The following is an 18029-nucleotide window of genomic DNA, read 5'->3' as shown; positions in this document are numbered from 1 at the left end:
GGCCGAGCAGGCCGCAGTTGCCGGTTGAAATTGAGACAGAAACTTGCTCGTTTGCTTTTCCGAAGCAAAAACGCATGTTAAATTTTGACTTGCATGGGGTAGGTTGTTGTGGCTGCGGACATCGAACGAGAACAGATTGCATCCAGAAGCGGCTTTTACAGCGCGGTTTCGCTTTCGCATTCACTCTGTTGGTAAAGCAGCAGGTTTTGGACAGGCAAATTAAGTTTTGAGGATTTTGGTAGCTTATGGCCCATAGTTGCCGTTCACCGACACATGTCGCCGCTGCGGTGCGGCCGTCGAACTAGACTTTCGATACAACCAAAGATTTTGACTCAGATGAGCGGTGTGTCAGTTGGATAAAATCCGCAGTTGTCACAGAAAGCTGAATGCCCGTTTCTCCAATTCGCCCAGTTCTCGGGATATTGCTAAAACCACATTGAGTCGCTAGTGAGGGAGACGCCTCCACACCACGGAGATTGTGTGGGAGCGAGATACCGGCGGAAGTCCTTTTATCAAGATTCGCCAAGCAGAAAGGTTTAGGACGGCCTTCCCGAGCCGCCACAAGATTCAGAACAAATCTTCAGCGTAGCTTTCCACATATCGCTTCAAAACTTGCGCACTTGCAAACGATGCAAAGCGCTGCGCTCCATCATGTTTGTCTGGGTCAGCGAAGTCGCAAACACCCTTTATTGCCAAAAATCTTGGCTGCGGCGATGAGGCCTGTTGGGCCGCCGCATATAAACCGTAGATTTCCATCTCAAGCCCAACAACATCACGATTCTGAAATTGTCTTATCTCTTCTATCACGTGGCCGTCAGCCAAAACAGCAGCCCCTGATGCGACAGGACCAATGCGCAGCTTAAAACCGGGAGGCGCATCGGAGCCAAATTCGCCAACAATGTCAGCAACCATTGAAACATCCCCAGTCATCTGCTCCATTCTACCGCGCAAAAAAGCAGAGAGCGGAATGTGGTGCGGGCTGAACTCCATTACTGGCTTTTTCTTCTCAATCTTGAGCTTCCCACTCTGAAAGTCCCAAGCTGGATCGGCGACAATGACGTCTCCTAAGTTGGCCTTTCTTTTGTGAGTTGCACAGATGCCCGTCATAGCCAAGACCCTAGGACGTAGTCTGTCGATCACTTTGCTCGCAAGAACTGCAGAAGATACCATTCCCATTCGAGATGCATGGACGGCAGCCACACTGTATTGCCTCTTCTCAAGCTTGATGGTGCCCTTCCGATAAAATGTGACATCGTCCAGCGGTTGAGAAGCTTCCCAATTCCATGGAAGTCGGACAACTTGTTCGAGTTCCGGTTCTTTAAGGGCGCATACTATTGCGAGGTCACATCCGTATTCACGGCTTAAGCCGCTGTTTCCTTCCGAGCGTTTCAGCAAGTACTTTACGCAGTTATGGATCTTCTTGATCCAAGCATCATCTGTGGGGGAGTATTGTATTACGGTCCATGTGTTCTTTTCGAATTCTTGAAGTGAACCGTCTGCGGCACTGAGGTCCGCCGTTATGCCGACTATATAATCAGGTCTGTGCATTTCAGTTTGGTTTTGGATGGCGAATAAAAGATCGGATGAATTATCTTTGTCCGCGTCTAAGTCTGGCCACTTGGGAATTAGAATATCTAGGACCAGAAGATCATACTTGTTAGATGTCAGCTCGTCCAAAGCTTCACCCGAAGACGAAAGGAACTTTATGTCACTTCGTTCGACACCAATCTCAATAAGACCACTGGTGACCGCTTTGTATCTAGTCGGGTGATCGTCGACGATTAGGATTTTAACCATATTTTCTGCTTCCAAGAATTGAGGAGATACCGTCTCTGAGCGAAACTTTCCAACCTTCAAGTGAAGAACTAAAATGGACTACTTGTCGGACTGTAAGAGGAAATTCGTCCATCATTCGGTTTCGCAAAGTCTCCAGCCCGATAAGTTCGCCAGTTTCATCAGGAAACGCCTCGTATCCAGTCAAGACTATTGTTTGAAGGTTGGTTCCGGACATCTCCAAATGTCGCAAAATCTCAATTCCACCAAATCCCTGCGGGCGTCCCCCTTGTTCTCCCTGTCCAACATCAAACGTGGGCAAAGACATGTCGAGAAGCATGAAGTCAAAGTCTTCGGTTTCGATGGCTTCAAGTGCAGAAGAAACAGAACGCGCATCGACAACGCTAATGTTGGAGAAGCTCTCGCGAACGAACTTCCTTATATGGGCAAGCTTTGGACTTTCATCCTCGACCAACAAAGCAAGAGGGTTCATGTCGCAACCTCCATCACCAAAGAGTACTGCACCTCTAAGAAGAAACGATCTTCCAAGGAAACACCGAAATCAATCTTCCCTCTGCTTGATTGTGCAGCCACGGCAGCCAGCTTGAAAAAGCCAGAGCCTCCCTCCCTGCGAGTTTGAAGCGAAGACTGGCCTTCAGCAATCATTTCTTTGCGCTCATCTGCATCCTGTCGCGCCTTTTCGACGAGGCTTGGCTTGATCTCACTTTCCACTCTAATAGACAGTACACCTTCGCTTGCGTCCGCATATGCGAACATCGAGATTCTGGGCTTCCGCAACCCGGAGTGGTCTTTTGCATTCTGAAGGGCGATCAATATCTGATCGTGCAGATGAACGAGGGAAGGCGCACGTAACCGTGTGTTCGCCTCAATGCTCGGTTGGTCTATTTCTGGCTCGAACCCTGGTAAACAGGACAATGCGAAACTTTGCGCCATCCCGACCGCCTCTTCCAACTCGAAAGACGATTCTGTGAAGTCGAGATTGGTTCGTGCAAACCAACCTGCGCATTCATCCAGCTTTACCTGTACTTCTCTTGAACGCTGCCCAATGTTCGCATCAAACTCAAGAAACTCAGTTGTGGGTCCGATGGCTTCCTTTACCTCCCTGCGAAGCTTATCGATCAGGGCAATAATTTTTTCCTTGAGTTCATCTTTGATATAGCCTCGGATTATTGCCAAAGACGGCTCAAGGCCGATCCAAATGAAAGCGATCGCAGTATCAAGAAAATCCTCGAAATTATAGTCAATTGGGGTTAGAGATTTTGTTAAAGAGACTATGTTTGATGTTAACGGCAAAAACACTAATCCGCCGGGAAACTCTTTGCTGTTGATTTGGAAATATTTGTCTTTTGCCGAAATAAGTTCCGCGTCAAAATCCTCTGAAAATCTCTCGAATGATTTCAGAAGCGCGCTTCTAGATTCGTTATTATGAACCGATAGTCGATTCACCCACTGATAATTTGGCTTGTATTCGCTCTCCTCGTCTGAGCGGTTTGTGATTAGTTCCTCGTGCTCAAGTGGTGCGCGGATTGATCCGATGAACGATTGATGTCGGATTCTTTTGCTCAAAAAGAAATCAAGACCAAACGATGAGTTGGTTAAGAACTCATCACGCAGTCTAGTTAAGATCCCAAACAGTATTATATCTGCTTCACTCTTAGCTGTGAAAGAGGCGCTAACGTCTCTTCTCCCAGTTCGAATTTCTCGCAACAGTTCGTCGAAGGGCTGCGTATCTTCGATGTCAACTCTGGCGAGATCTCGATATCTAGAATAGTCCTCTGCTAGATTAGTTTTGGCCCACTGACGAAGCTGTGGTGTTTCTACGTAGATTCTGCTGCTATCTACTATCAACTGACCTTCGGAGAATGATATTTCCTCCTGCACGGCAGCGTACTCTTCTGCGTAGTAGCGTCGATTTTCAGGATCAATGTCCTGTAGCATTAGGCATATGCCTGCACGCTCAGAGAGCACCTGCCGTGTGCCCCTAAGTTCTGTCAAAATGTCCAACACATCCGGTGTACAGACATAGGCCAAGAAATAAACAAGAATGCTATTGGGCACATCTAGATCACGCCATTCTAACTCAGACGGCAGGTTTGCGGATTCCTGTCGGAAAAAGTCCTTTATAGAGAACCTCAGAACTGACCGTATTCTTGAGTCAAAACTGGCTTCCCAAGCCAAGTGAATTGCAACTGATCGAATGATTGGGTCTGAACACTGACGAAAATCTTCCCAACCGTACCCCCTCAGTACGTTCGAAATTTTGTGTCGAAACGGAGAGTGATAGGCCTCTGAGCAAGCCGAAGCGACAACCTCGAGAACGGCCGCCTTGTCGAAGGCCTCGTCCGCATCTAGCAGAGCGATCACATCCTCAAAGAAGTACCTAGCACCAAGCGTCCTCCGATTTATGTCGGGCGGCTCGCGCCTAGGAATCTCGATTTCTCTTCGTAGAGCTCTACCGAGCGAATAAGAAAGTGACAAAACTCCCATTGGATCCCGCTCTTGCGGAGCTTGTCCAGCAAACGCTCGCCAAACATCGATTGTTGCTGGCTGCGCTTGGTTCGTGCCGCTTGACGTGCTAAGAATTTGTTCTGGGCTCAAATCTTCATAACCAACACGTGGGGAATTCAGGCCAATAATTCGGTAGTCCAAATCCCTTGGAAAGCCTGATCCATTGATGAGTTCTGAGTAGCTGGACAAAGAACGAAAGAACGGGATCTGACCGAAGTTTCGGGAAATCTTTATGATGGCGTCGTGGGGATCGAATAGATCAGTATTAGTGAAAGTGGCCGCTACAAATCGAACGCAGCGGCGGACGATCCTTTTTTCCTTAGGTTCTTTGAATTGCCCTTCCGACGCGGCCCATCCCACATAGATGAAATCCCAGGGGTTTGGCTGTGATCGGTGCTGAGTTGATCTGGTAAATTCCCTAAAAGCATCTCTGGATCGCTCTTGTAGTATCGCATCAAGGATGTTGTTTCCCTGAACTTGAACACCACTTAGAGTAAGAGCTCTGTCAAGCACGAATGCGATTTTCGGCAGGCGAAAATCTTCCAAAATACTGAAAATGCGTAAAAAATCTGCGATTGCTGCCCGGACCTCTTGGGTGACTTGATCCAAGCACAGGGCCTGCAACGTCAAAACCATATCTTCATACAAGTCAAAGAAATGATGGCTTTGTGATACTCGCAGAACTTCTGCCATCCCAGTTAGCGAAGTTGGAAATTCTCCGATAATGACGTGACGCAGGTAAGTTTTTACTTCTTTTGAAAAGCTAGGGTGTTTCGCGATCCTAGTTTCGGTGGTCGCGGTAAATCGAGAAGCCGTAGTCCTCGACTCATTTCTGACACCTATGTGATATGCAATGTATCCTAATAGACCACGATCGAAGACCGCTCGAGCTTCGGCAACCACCGTCTTCTGCGCTTCAAGCCCAGAAGCTTCGTTTGTCAGTGCAATCCGCAACTGCAAGCTCCACAGACTAACGCCCCATTCGTTTTCGATGGCGTTCAAAACGTCGATAGCTTCTGAGAACTCATCCTGAAGAACGTGTGCACCCACCTGGTCCGCTAGCCTACGAAACTCTCTTAAGGGTTCTTTGTGTCGCTCCAGAACTGCAGTTGCCCATCGAAGCTCGGTGTGCAAGTCAACCGGTTTGGAATCTGCAACACCTGCTAGTTGTTCATAACCTTTTGGCAGGCCTCTTATATCGGTTAACAAGGTCGACTCCTGAGAATCCACCCATGTCATGAACTCTTGAAACTTTTCGGAATGCAGTTTTTCCCTCGCGGCAAAGAAAAGGCTTTTCAGAGAAGTCCAGTACTGTCGCGCAAGCTCGTTGCTTTTCTTGACTTCACTGAAGCCAGTGCTCCGCAACGCAGCAACAATTCCACGATACTGATTCTGTAGCGCTGTAAGGTCAGAAGTTCTTGCCATTGAAAAATAGTACCGTATGTGTTGGAACCTACATCATCTAGAAAATACTGCTGCATACTTGAACACTTATGCAAGCTGCATCAAGGTCTAAAGAAAAAACTTCCAGTTGGACCGAATGCCATTCAAAGCCTTCAACTTTATGCTGTTTCGAATACGCTTTGGCTCGCCAAAGTTGTGCGACTGCCCCAGAAGTTACATATTATCGGTCCGAGTTTCCTCGGGAATGACTGCTTCTGACAAATTTCGCTTGTCTATCGCACCCGCAGTAAACTTCCGCTTTACGCCCTTCTTGGATACCACTTCTATTAAGAACTCCACCTTTCCAACGCCGCCTCTGCCGCGACAGGGTCGGCTTTGATCCTCAAGACAGTCTGTCTGGTCAAACCGGTTTCTCGCGCAATAACTGTGGTTCCTGCCCCTTCAGCTGCCATGGTTTGCACTCGATGCAGGGATTCAGCGTCATAGCTGGGCTTCTTCCCCCTGTACTTCTTTGGGTTGCCCTTGTTGGCCTCTATGCCCGCTCTCTGGGCCTCTTTGGTGGCTTCTGCCTGAGCCTGCGCCGTTGCCGCCATGAAGGCGATCAGCGCGTCTCTCACGGCCATCTGAGTGGGGTCTGTGGTCGCCCCGTCGAAGGTCATGTTGTTGATCACTGTGCGGATGACCACGCCTTTGCGAATGAAATGGCGGATCGTGTCGGTTACGTCCTGATAATTGCGGCCCAAGCGATCCACCCAGCGGACCACAAGGACATCTCCGCGCCGGAGTTTGTCGTCGAGCCTCTTGCCCTCGGGGCGATCAAACAAATGGGTGGAAACGCCCGAGACACCGTGATCCGCGACCACTTCGTCTATCTGGAAACCAGCGGCCTCTGCCTGCGTTCTTTGGTGGTCCAAGTTCTGGTCTGATGTGCTCACGCGGGCGTACAAGATGGTCTGGGACATGGTGCCTCCAAAGTGTCCGTTTGATTTGTGTCCGTTAGAATTGCTGTCCGTTGATATAAGTCAACCTTTTCGGACACCTCTGGCCGTGCTGTTAGCCGTGACCGTTCTGGTATACCCTTGCGGACAAACGAATAAATGTCTCGGGTGAGTCAACCTGTCGCAGCGAGATGGCCCGTTTTGCCTGCTACCCCTGAGAGCAAGGCAATCTATGCAAAGTCGCATACCTGAACGCCTTGCGTGTGCCATAGTAGAAGGACACCGCACCAATGTTCAGACACATAATTAGCCTGCGCCTGTTGGGCCGCTTCAGCGTCTTCTGGGACACTGTCACGATCAGTCAATGGAGAGTGGAGCGCTTGACCGCCCCATGTGGATCCGAGCTGCTGCTATACGCTGGGTGCCTGCGCGTCTACCTAACGCCCGCATCAACCCTTCGCCGCGAGGGTCCACCGGACTAGCAACAGGCTGAGGGCTGCTGCTATGTCGACCCTCAACCGCAAGTCCCCCTGCATCCCAAGAGCGAAGGGGGGCATCAACCGCTGCGCCCTGTAGATAGACTACTCAGATATTCGAGAAAAAATTGGTCTGGCGGTGCGGACCACCAGCTCGTCCTTGGACATATCACCGGAGGCAAATTTCTACTCGCCCATGACGTAGCCGCCGTCCTTGCGGATCCCGGGGAGGACAACGCCAGTCACCCAGTCTTGGAAGGCAAGGGCCGGTGGTTTGTTGGGGCGCATGATCAGCGCGTAGACAGCGCTTTCGTAGACGAGCTTGGGCGGCTTGCCGCGCTTGCCGGTGACGTTCCGGCGAATAAACACGTCTTCTCCAAGGTTAAAGGTGGCGCGTGAGATGTTGGCGATCCCGAGGGCCTTGCTTACGTCCACTGCTAAGAACCAAAGGGCACCGTCGATGGTGGCGACAAGCTCGTCTTGGTCGTTGAAGTCGAACACGTGGTTCACCCTGCGGGCCGAGGCATTCGGCAAGATCGATAGGGGAAAACGCTGCGGCTGCCGACATCGTTCGGCTGCTTGGAGTGCGATCTCCCATTGGCCCCACTTGGCCTTCGCTTCAAGCGGCAAGCCGACCAATACCCACGGAAACTCTGGTGACCAAACCGACAACTGACGGGCTAAATGCTCCATGGGCGATCACTTCGCCAGTGTGCGGCTGTTTTACTTTGCGCCGGACCACAGCCGCTACTCCAGCATTCCAAGGTGATGCGCGGCAGTAACGATCCAACGCCTGTGAAATTGTGGGATAAACCTTTGGGCGACGTCGATAGAACATGTGCTTTTTTCGGGGGTCGGGACGAATGAACTTCGGATTGGTCAGTATGCGCCGCAGTCGCGGCTCGTGACCGCTTCTCGCCCGTTGCAGGAGATTCTCAGCGTATCCAAGCCGTTGGTCAGGCGGAAGGCTGAATAGGATTTCGGCAAGGTACCCGGCCAAATCATAGTCTTCTGTCTGAGTGCGCTTCACTGTTGGACTCGATTGGGCATTGGCCGGATTCTCCTTTCGGTTCGATTTCGTGGACGATGCTTTACGACAGTTGGCAGAACAAAACCGTTTGTTGGACCTGAATTTGAATTCGTCGCCACAGTTGGGGCACTGGGTGAAGCTAGGTTGAATAGTCATGGTGCGTGTTCTTTCTTCCGGCATAGGCTCTATGGGGAGCCCGATATCAGGCAATGAACCCCTACCGTGGTCATCGGAAGCGGGAACGGTCGGACTGTACTGTGTGAATGGGGAATGCGACGGGCGGTTGGTCACCGCTCAAAAGCGTCATCAGTATCTTATAGAAGGACTACATGTGCTGAAGCTTGAGCTGGGTTTTGCACAGGCGGGAGCGGATGCCAGAAAGCTCAGCCCGCCATTGTGGATAGCATGAGGTGCAATGCCACCTCCTCCGCAGGAGAGGGTATCATCGCTCATGTGGATTCTGATGCGGTTTGGCAATGCAGCGAGGCCCATACCTTGGACACTAGACCATGGACCTCCACTGTTGGGGCGATCACTATGGCGGTCTGCATCGCTTGCTCAACTTACAAGGCTCCCCTCCTAGTGGTCTTCCCATCAGTGATAGGATGGCCTCCTGACGGAGGTGGCTGGATGTCCCTAATGTGGTTCCAGCTATAGTGGAGGCATTAGTGGTATGGGGCTTGAGTTGCATCCCAGATGCCCCCCCTTACCCCCCATAGCTCGGTCGATAAGGTGGTCTGGAACGCAGCTCATGTCTTGAGTTTGCAGTTGCCCAGAGAGACCCCCCACAGGTTCTACCTGCAATGGTGGAACATAATCTCAAAAGGCGTCTAGGTATCCTGCATCTCTTAGCGAAACCCATACTTCCTGTTGGGCTTTCGTTAGTTGATCTTCCGTCAGTCCATGGTCGTACACTCTCGACGTAGTCTTATCGCCTTCCCATCCCCCGAGTTCGTGGATCCGGTCTTCAGGCACACCACCGCGCCGCGCAATTGTTCGCCATGTGTGCCGGAAAGAGTGCATGACCAATCGGCCATCAGAATTAGCGCCCAAGGTTGCTCTGCGGTATCGCGTGAACCATTGAGACACCGAATTTGCCTTTTGCGTTGACGGCTTCAATGGCCACTCTGGGAACAGGCGCATGGTGTCTTCAGGAGTTCCCGCCTGCTTCGCCGTGGCCTCCCTAATCCTGTTCTTCAGTAGTCTCTGGGCTTCCTCAACAACCGGCACAAACCGGCGGGCATTGTCAGTTTTACCCTTCGCAATGTCGAACCCTGACCCGTCTGACCGGACATGGCGTAAATGGAGCGATCCAATCTCGTCAGCACGGCAGCCAGTCGCCAGTGCCAACCTGACGATGTCTCCTTCTCGTGAGCCCTGTTGGCGTGTGCCCTCGAACAATGCGGTCACTTCTTCGGGCGTAAATGCCGCTCGACTTTCTTCAGGACGAGGGCGGCTGGCTTTGGTCTTCGGTGTTCCTTTCGTGACAATGTTCCAAGGATTGCGGATTGGCCGTCCGCGTTGGCCGCGAAGGAGCTTTTTGTCCTCAATGGCCCATGCCCATAGTCCTCGAAGGAGGGTCATATGCTTGGCAATGGTCTTCGGTCCTACCTTGGCGACCAATGGCAGATACTGCGTCCGAAAGCGGAATGCGACGTCCGCTGTGATGTCGGGCAATATCGGAGTCTCGGTGTCCAGAAACTTGCTCAGGTGCCTGACGGATGTCTTGACGTCCAGGGCGGTCGTGGTCGCCAGTGGGTCAAAGCCGTACGGGTTTCCTTCGCTCCGGTCCTCCAGATACATCTTGAGAGCGTCAGAGAGGGGCACTGCGCCCTTGAAGACCATTTGTCCGAAGGCTGACGCCTCTCTCTCTTTACCTGCCTCTGCGGCGTGTTCCAGCTTGTCTATGAGGATGTGGTCCAAGCCCTCCGGGTTAGACGACTCAGCCCGCATCGCCCGCCACTCTGCGGCGTTCTCAGGCGTTAGGTCGATGATCTTGCCAACCGTCTTCTTGCCCGCTGACGCCTCTGCTTCGGCCTCTAGTTGTCTGATCTGACCAATCCTGATGTCGCGAACACGAACAGCTTCCGCGTGATTGCGGGTGTTGAGGCCAAGTTTGATTTCTTTCCCGAAAGGGCGTGACGTCCATGGGCTCTCGGTGCCGATCAACACTTCGGGAGTGGCCATTCGTAGCGCGTACCCGCGACCTCTGGGTTTTGTGAGGAACTGCATGTCAGGCGCTCGCGGGCCTGAAGGCGTGTCGTGGGGAGAAATGTGGTCCGTCATGTACCACAGGGTAGGGTGTACTACACCCATTTTCAACTAACGATATCAGTATGTTAGTTGATCTGGCGGAGAGACAGGGATTCGAACCCTGGGTCCCCGTGAAGGGACAACGGTTTTCGAGACCGCCCCGTTCGACCACTCCGGCACCTCTCCGCGGGGGTCTGGGTAGGGGGCGTTTAGCGAGGTTCGGTGCGGCGTGCAACAGGGAAATCGCAGCCCATGAGCAGGTTCTTTCTGAACCGTACGAACGGCCCTTGGATTTCCCGCATGGCGGCCATAGATTCAAGGATGAAACCAAGGGAGCCCCCATGCAGCCGATCCGACAGTCCCTGATGGCCAGTCTGGCCATTCTCTGCCTTGCCACGCCGGTCCGCTCCGCCCCCGTGGACGAGCTGATGCGCGCCGTGCACATCGAGGAGATGATCGAGATCATGCGCACCGAAGGGCTCAACTACGGTGAGGTTCTGGCCCGCGACATGCTGGGGGTGCCGGGCAACGCCGCATGGCAAGCCATGCTCACGCGGATCTACGATACCGAGAAGATGGGAAAGGTGGTGCGCGACACCTTCCGCCGCAGTTTTGGCGAGACGCAGGCCGAACCCCTGATCGATTTCTTCGACAGCGCGCGCGGCGATCAGATTGTTCAGCTTGAGCTCGACGCACGCCGGGCCATGGTCGATGAAGACGTCGAAGCCGCCGCCCGCAGCAGCTTTCAGGATCTCGAAGGCAGCGATGACGAACGGCTGGCGCAGGTCCGCGAATTCATCGCCGCAAATGACCTGATCGAAGCCAATGTGACCGGCGCGATGAATGCTTCGTTCCAGTTCTATCGCGGCCTTGTTGATGGCGGCGCTTTTGTCATGTCGGAGCAGGAGATTCTTGCCGATGTCTGGTCGCAGGAGCCGGAAACCCGCGCGGAGACGCGCGAATGGCTCTTTGCCTACATGCTGCTGGCCTATGGTCCGCTCGAAGATCGCGCCATGGAGGCCTATATCGAGATGTCTTCGACGCCAGAGGGCAAAGCCTTGAACCGCGCGCTCTTTGACGGCTTCAACACCATGTACGACGAGATTTCCTATGCGCTCGGCCTCGCCGTGGCGCAGCAGATGAAGGGCGAGGATCTCTGATCCCGTCCATTGCTGCCTGCGTTCGGCGCGCGCCTGATCCCGGACTGATCTTTTGCACGCCAAACAGGCCCGGCACGTCGGTTTTTTCTGCAAGGCGCGCCCGTTTTGTGCGGCTGCCTGCGACAGGAACAAGGATCCTGCGCCGATTCGATTGGCTCTGCGGGGTGGACTGCGGCCCTGGGAAACAATTCCGATCGAGGGGCCGGGTCGTTTCCTGAACCGTGACCAATGCACAGGATGCTTTCCTGTGAAAGCGGCAAATTTGCGGCTAAACTGGCAAAATCCTTGCACATTCCCTGTGATTGCGGCGGTTTCAAGACTTGTGGGGTTTTGCTCGTGGGCCGGGTAGCTGACCGACCATCACGAGCGTGAACAAGGGAAAAGTCCGTGAGCTATTTTTCGTATTCTTCGTGGGGCGGCTGCAACTATGGCAGCTACTCGTATTCCGGTTGGGGCGGCTCGTCCTATTCTTCTTCGTGGAGCAGCTCCTGGTCGGGCTGGGGCAGCTATTCCGGCGGACACAGCGGCTCGTCCTGGGGCAGCTGGGGCAGCAAGCTCTACAACTGGTCGAGCAAGTATTACGACTGGAAGAGCTGCAACTACAGCTGGGGCGACTCCTCGGGCGAAGACACGATCGGCGGTGAGGACACGGTCAGCCAGGACGATTACATCGAAGGCACCTCCGCCAGCGAAGTGCTCGACGGCGGCGATGGCAATGACACGCTGAAGGCGGGTGAGGGCAGTGATACGCTCTATGGCGGCGCGGGCGACGATGAACTCGTGGGCGGCGACGATCCGGATCAGGCCTACGGCGATCTAGGGTCCGACACGCTTTATGGCGAGCAGGGCAATGACACGCTCAACGGCGGCGACGGCGGCGATGCGCTCTATGGCGGCACCGGCAACGATCTCGTGCAGGGCGGTGTCGGCGACGACACGCTCTACGGCAACGAAGACGATGACACACTTATGGGCTGGGACGGCAACGACTACATGGATGGCGGCGCCGGCAACGACTCGCTGACCGGCGGTCAGGACGAGGACGAAATGTACGGCGGCACCGGCAACGACACGCTCGACGGGCAGGAAGCGGACGATCTGCTTTATGGCGGCGCGGGCAATGACGACATCGGTGGCGGCCTTGGCGACGACAGCCTCTATGGCGAGGATGGCGATGACACGCTGAATGGCGGCGAAGGCTTCGATGTGCTCGAAGGCGGCGAAGGCAACGACACCTACGTGCTGGCCAATGACGGCGGTGGCGATCAGATCGTGGGCTTCGAACAGGGCGTCGACGTGATCGACCTGCGCGACACCGGCATAACCTACGAGGACCTGATGATCAGCACCGATGACGACGGCATCGTGCACCTGTCCTATGATGGCGAGGAACTCGCCAGCTTCGACAACGCCGACGAATCCGAATTCGGCGAGGAAGACTTCCTCTTCGCCTGATCGACGCCGGATTGTCGAAGGCCGGACCGCCACATGCGCGGCCCGGCCTTTTCTTTTGCATTGTGGGCCGGAGCCGCAGGCGATAGAGCGGATCACGCGCCCGCCAGCGACGGCCACCAAGCCATCGGCCGGAGCAGGGGCTTTCCGCCTTGACTTATGCCGAACCCCGGCATAAACGCAGGGCCTCTACGACCGCCCCGACTCCGGGGCGGCTTATGTTTTTGACAACCGTCCCCAAAGGGGCGCGCTGTCCGAGGGCACCAAACGCCGGATCAAACCGGGGCCACAGGACGCGGCAACACGAAGGAAGACGCGCATGTTCGCGGTACTCAAGACCGGCGGCAAGCAATACAAGGTCCAGTCGGGCGATATGCTCCGGGTGGAAAAGCTGGCTGCAGACGCGGGTGAAACCGTTCAGTTCAACGACATCCTGATGCTCGGGGGCGACAAGGTCGTCGTCGGCGCACCGCTGATCGAAGGCGCAGGCGTTCAGGCCGAAGTCGTCGACCAGATCAAGGGTGAGAAGCTGATCCACTTCGTCAAGCGCCGCCGTAAGCACAGCTCGCAGCGCACCAAAGGCCACCGCCAGAAGCTGACCCTGATCAAGATCACCGAGATCCTTGAAGCAGGCGCAGACAAGTCCGGCGTCAAGGCCGCCGTGGGTGCAGGCTCTGTGCCCGGCGCCAAGGCAGCCCCGGCCGCGAAAGCCGCCAAGGCAGACGCCCCCGCCGCAGGCGGTGACGATCTGAGCCAGATCACCGGCGTTGGCCCTGCAGCAGTCAAGAAGCTGAACGAAGCGGGTATCACCACTTTCGCCCAGCTGGCAGCCGTGGACCCCGAGACCTTCGAGGCCACCAAGGTGAAGCCCGAGTGGGTCGACCAGGCCAAGACCCTGGCTTGATAGAGATAGGAGAGTAACTCAATGGCACATAAAAAAGCAGGCGGTTCCTCCCGCAACGGTCGCGACTCCGCAGGGCGTCGCCTCGGCGTGAAACTGTATGGCGGTCAGGCCGCGATCCCGGGCAACATCATCGTGCGTCAGCGCGGCACCAAGTTTTGGCCGGGCGCGGGCGTTGGCATGGGCAAGGATCACACGATCTTTGCAACCGTTGACGGCGCCGTGACCTTCCACAAGGGCCTCAAGGGCCGCACCTTTATTTCGGTTCTGCCAGTGGCGGAGGCCGCAGAATAAGCCGTCCTTAAGGTTTGAAAGACACAAAGGGGATCGGCGGGAAAGCCGGTCCCCTTTTTCGTTTCTGGTACTCGCGTTCTGGTGGTCCTGCCTAGGCCGGACACCGCCTTCGTGCACGGCATTGTCCGCACACGGGGCAAGGACACCGAAGCCCGGCCTGCCCATTGCACAGGAGGAGCGTGCAAATGAGTATTGATAGTTTGGAAAAACAGCCGCAGATCACCGCTGATCGGTTCGACCTGCGGCAGGTGCGCCGGTCCGACATGGGCTTGATCGACCACTACGCGGGCGATGAACGCGTGGCCCGAATGACCACGTCGATTCCGCATCCGCTGCCGCCAGGCGCGTCCGAGGCCTTCGTTACCCGCTCGACCGCCGCCGAACGCGACACCATGGTCTGGGCGCTGGATGGCACGCGGGCGGATGGGCCGGAACTGATGGGCATCATGACGCTGAAGATCATGGACAAGGCGCAATCCGAGCTGAGCTACTGGATCGCGCCGCCGTTCTGGAACACCGGCCTTGCCTCCGACGCCGCAAAGGCGCTGGTCGCGGCGAATCCGCTTGGCAACGAGACCCTGTTTGCCTGCTCGTTTCAGGACAACCCGGCCTCGGCGCGGGTTCTGGTGAATTGCGGGTTCGAGTACATCGGCGATGCCGAGGCCTATTCGGTCGCCCGCGCGGCCAAGGTGCCAACCTGGACCTATATCAACCGACTGACCTGACATCGCCTCGCCGGGGTGCGGGGCAGAGCCCCGCCCTACGGCCCCTCCGGCTCTGTGACCGCCCATCGGCACAATCCCTTCCGTGCGTAGGGCGGGGGTATACCCCCGCACCCGCGGCCAAGAGCAGATCCTGCCATGATCCTGACCACACCCCGCCTGACCCTTCGCCCGCTGCACCGTTCGGACGTGATGGCGCTGACCGACGGGCTGGATGATTTCGAGGTCTCGCGCGGGCTGGCGGTCTTTGCGCATCCCGACCGCTCCTGCCATGCGGCGCACTGCACCACGGACACCCGCGCCAACAGCCAACAGCTGCGCGCCACCACGCGCCACGGCGGCGCGGTGCCCGGCACAATCGGCATCAAACGCGGATTTCGGCTTCCGGCTCGCCCGCGCGGCCCGGCGGCAGGGCATCGCGACGGAGGCGGGCGCGGCGCTGTTTGCGCATCACTGCGGCAGCGGCCCGATGCCGCCGCCGCTGCGCACGAGCCATCACGTCGGAAACCCGCGCTCCGCCGGGGTCTTGCGCAAACGCGGCTTCGCGATCACTGGCGAGGGTGGCCCCGTCACGCCGCTGTCGACGGGCAAACCGGTGCCCCTGGTCCTGCTCACATTGAGCCGCGAGGCCTGGGAAAATGCACCGGTTTACGAAATCTGACGCGAGGTCAGCCGCAAACCGGGCGCATCCGGCAGACAGGATCCGAATTTTGTACCAAACTCGGCGAGAATCGTACCAAATGCTGGTTAATGCGTCCGGCAGAATGGTTAACATCCGGAACAGCGTTGTGGTGGCGCGGTGGCGGGCCACAAGACTTGCCCGTTGCGCGACGACCGAACGCGCCATTACCCCTGCGCGCGCCGCGTTAAACAGCGCCGCTTGAGGCCTGCGTTAATCCCGGATACACCGCGCGAAACACTGAGAAAGCCAGTCCCATGAAGTTCCTCGATCTCTGCAAGGTCTACATCCGCTCCGGCGCGGGCGGCAACGGCTGCATCTCCTTCCGCCGTGAAAAATTCATCGAATACGGCGGTCCCGACGGCGGCGACGGCGGCAAGGGCGGCAACGTCTGGGCCGAGGCGGTGGACGGGCTGAATACCCTCATCGACTTTCGCTATCAGCAGCACTGGTTTGCCAAGAACGGGCAGGGCGGCATGGGGCGCAACCGCACCGGCTCCGATGGCGATGACATCGTGCTAAGGGTTCCTGTTGGAACGGAAATCCTCGAAGAGGATGAGGATACCGTGGTCGCGGACCTGACCGAGCTGGGCCAGCGCGTGCTGCTCGCGCGCGGCGGCAATGGCGGCTGGGGCAACCTGCACTTCAAGACCTCCACCAACCAGGCCCCGCGCCGCGCCAACCCCGGTCAGGACGCGGTCGAGCGCACGCTCTGGCTGCGCCTGAAGCTGATCGCGGACGTCGGCCTCGTGGGCCTGCCCAACGCGGGAAAATCCACCTTCCTCGCCGCCACTTCCAACGCCCGGCCGAAGATCGCCGATTATCCCTTCACCACGCTGCATCCGAACCTCGGCGTCGTCGGGGTGGACAACACCGAATTCGTAGTCGCCGACATCCCCGGCCTCATCGAAGGCGCGCATGAGGGCCGTGGCCTGGGGGATATTTTCCTTGGCCATGTCGAGCGCTCGGCGGTGCTTCTGCATCTGATCGACGGCACCTCCGGGACGTTGATCGAAGACTATCAGACCATCGTGGACGAACTTGAAGCCTACGGCGCGGGGCTGGCGGACAAGCCGCGTGTCACCGTCCTCAACAAGATTGATGCGCTGGATGACGAGGAGCGGGTGTTCCTCAAAGATGAGCTTGAAAACGCTGGCGCGTCTGATGTGATGCTGATGTCCGGCGCCTCCAAGGAAGGCGTGACCGAGGTGCTCCGTGCCTTGCGTCCGCATGTCAGCGCGCTGCGCGCGGCAGAGGCCCGCGAGATGCGCGGGGAGGACGAGGACGGAACATGGACGCCCTGAGCGCGGCACGGCGCATCGTCGTCAAGATCGGCTCGGCGCTGCTTGTCGATCGCGAAACGGGCGCGCTCCGCAGTCAATGGCTGCATGCCATGGCGCAGGATGTGGCGGCCCTGAAACAGCGCGGCGCGGATGTGGTTCTGGTCTCGTCCGGCTCCATCGCGCTTGGGCGCGGGGTGCTGCAGTTGCCGCCGACCGCCTTGCCGCTTGAGCAAAGCCAGGCCGCCGCAGCCGTCGGGCAGATCCGCCTTGCCCGAGCTTACGAAGAGGCGCTCGCGCCGCACGGGCTGACTACGGCGCAGGTGCTGCTGACGCTTGAGGATACGGCGGACCGTCGCCGCTATCTCAACGCCCGCGCCACGTTCGATACGTTGCTGGGCTTTGGCGCGGTGCCGATCGTCAATGAGAACGACACCGTCGCGACGGACGAGATCCGCTATGGCGACAATGATCGCCTGGCCGCGCAGATCGCCGTCACGGTTGGGGCCGATGCGCTGATCCTGCTGTCGGATGTCGATGGCCTCTATACCGGCAACCCGTCCACCGATGCCGCCGCCACGCGGTTTGACGAAGTGACGGAAATCACGCCGGAGATCGAGGCGATGGCCGGGGATGCAGGGTCTGGCCTTTCGAAAGGCGGCATGAAGACCAAGCTGATGGCGGCCAAGACGGCCACCGCCTCCGGATGCGCCATGGCGATTTGCCATGGCTTTGAAAACCACCCGTTGAAGCGCCTCGCCGAAGGCGCGCCGGCCACCTGGTTCACCCCGCAGCTCGACCCGCATGCGGCGCGCAAACGCTGGATCGCGGCGATGAAACCGCGCGGCATCGTCGAGGTGGACGAGGGCGCGGCGCGCGCCTTGACCTCGGGCAAATCCCTGCTGCCGGCCGGGCTGCGCGCGGTGGTGGGCGATTTTGGACGTGGCGATCCGGTTTCGATCCGCATTGTCGGTGGCGGGCGCACGCTGGGGCAGGGGCTGAGCCGCTATACCAGCAAAGAGGCCCGTGCCATCGCCGGTCACCACAGCGCCGAAATCGAAGAGTTGCTCGGCTATCCGGGCCGCGCCGTTCTGATCCACCGCGACGACATGGCCCTTTAACGCTGGCCTGAAGCTGT

At 56.8% G+C, this 18029-nt stretch carries 14 protein-coding genes and 1 tRNA gene; 8 read left to right on the top strand and 7 right to left on the bottom strand.

The window, feature by feature from the left end:
- Window positions 1-567: 567 nt before the first annotated feature.
- The 7 genes from ACN2XU_RS15485 to ACN2XU_RS15455 form a co-directional block, all read right to left on the bottom strand.
- A complete protein-coding gene (locus ACN2XU_RS15485) occupies window positions 568-1797 on the bottom strand; it encodes a phosphorylase family protein (RefSeq protein WP_419411354.1) in 1230 nt (409 codons plus the stop codon).
- The gene (locus ACN2XU_RS15480) at window positions 1790-2266 is read right to left on the bottom strand and encodes a response regulator (RefSeq protein ID WP_419411353.1); all 477 of its coding nucleotides are present in this window, start codon (window positions 2264-2266) and stop codon (window positions 1790-1792) included. Before ACN2XU_RS15480 ends, ACN2XU_RS15485 begins: the two co-directional genes overlap by 8 nt.
- Window positions 2263-5727, bottom strand: coding sequence for a hypothetical protein (locus ACN2XU_RS15475; RefSeq protein WP_419411352.1), 3465 nt, complete (start codon window positions 5725-5727; stop codon window positions 2263-2265). The genes ACN2XU_RS15480 and ACN2XU_RS15475 overlap by 4 nt, the downstream gene beginning before the upstream one ends.
- A 305-nt stretch (window positions 5728-6032) precedes the next feature.
- Window positions 6033-6668, bottom strand: a complete 636-nt coding sequence (locus ACN2XU_RS15470; RefSeq protein WP_419411351.1) for a recombinase family protein — start codon at window positions 6666-6668, stop codon at window positions 6033-6035.
- 638 nt (window positions 6669-7306) lie between these two features.
- Complete coding sequence (locus ACN2XU_RS15465) at window positions 7307-7813, bottom strand: BRO-N domain-containing protein (RefSeq protein ID WP_419411350.1); 507 nt, start codon at window positions 7811-7813, stop codon at window positions 7307-7309.
- A gap of 1156 nt (window positions 7814-8969) precedes the next feature.
- Window positions 8970-10337 (bottom strand): tyrosine-type recombinase/integrase, encoded by a 1368-nt coding sequence (locus ACN2XU_RS15460; RefSeq protein WP_419411349.1) that lies wholly within the window; start codon window positions 10335-10337, stop codon window positions 8970-8972.
- 162 nt (window positions 10338-10499) lie between these two features.
- Window positions 10500-10589, bottom strand: a tRNA-Ser gene (locus ACN2XU_RS15455).
- Window positions 10590-10744: 155 nt separating this feature from the next.
- On the opposite strand from ACN2XU_RS15455, the gene ACN2XU_RS15450 reads away from it, so the two are divergent.
- From ACN2XU_RS15450 to proB, 8 genes are all read left to right on the top strand, one after another.
- Window positions 10745-11563, top strand: a complete 819-nt coding sequence (locus tag ACN2XU_RS15450; RefSeq protein WP_419411348.1) for a hypothetical protein — start codon at window positions 10745-10747, stop codon at window positions 11561-11563.
- A 387-nt stretch (window positions 11564-11950) separates the two neighbouring features.
- Complete coding sequence (locus ACN2XU_RS15445) at window positions 11951-13018, top strand: calcium-binding protein (RefSeq protein ID WP_419411347.1); 1068 nt, start codon at window positions 11951-11953, stop codon at window positions 13016-13018.
- 316 nt (window positions 13019-13334) lie between these two features.
- Complete coding sequence (locus tag ACN2XU_RS15440; RefSeq protein WP_419411346.1) at window positions 13335-13919, top strand: 50S ribosomal protein L21; 585 nt, start codon at window positions 13335-13337, stop codon at window positions 13917-13919.
- Between the two features lie 21 nt (window positions 13920-13940).
- The gene (gene rpmA / locus ACN2XU_RS15435; protein ID WP_348500723.1) at window positions 13941-14210 is read left to right on the top strand and encodes a 50S ribosomal protein L27; all 270 of its coding nucleotides are present in this window, start codon (window positions 13941-13943) and stop codon (window positions 14208-14210) included.
- Between the two features lie 185 nt (window positions 14211-14395).
- Window positions 14396-14935, top strand: a complete 540-nt coding sequence (locus ACN2XU_RS15430; protein WP_419411345.1) for a GNAT family N-acetyltransferase — start codon at window positions 14396-14398, stop codon at window positions 14933-14935.
- Between the two features lie 268 nt (window positions 14936-15203).
- Window positions 15204-15593, top strand: coding sequence for a GNAT family N-acetyltransferase (locus tag ACN2XU_RS15425; protein ID WP_419411344.1), 390 nt, complete (start codon window positions 15204-15206; stop codon window positions 15591-15593).
- 275 nt (window positions 15594-15868) lie between these two features.
- Window positions 15869-16915 carry a GTPase ObgE gene (gene obgE, locus ACN2XU_RS15420; protein ID WP_419411343.1) on the top strand — a complete coding sequence of 349 codons (1047 nt, stop codon included), beginning with the start codon at window positions 15869-15871 and terminating at the stop codon, window positions 16913-16915.
- Complete coding sequence (gene proB, locus ACN2XU_RS15415) at window positions 16903-18012, top strand: glutamate 5-kinase (protein WP_419411342.1); 1110 nt, start codon at window positions 16903-16905, stop codon at window positions 18010-18012. Before obgE ends, proB begins: the two co-directional genes overlap by 13 nt.
- The last annotated feature ends 17 nt before the right edge of the window (window positions 18013-18029 follow it).

This window comes from Pacificoceanicola niger, assembly GCF_048553275.1.
GTDB lineage: Bacteria > Pseudomonadota > Alphaproteobacteria > Rhodobacterales > Rhodobacteraceae > Pacificoceanicola.
This window is presented reverse-complemented; position numbering and strand designations above follow the sequence as displayed.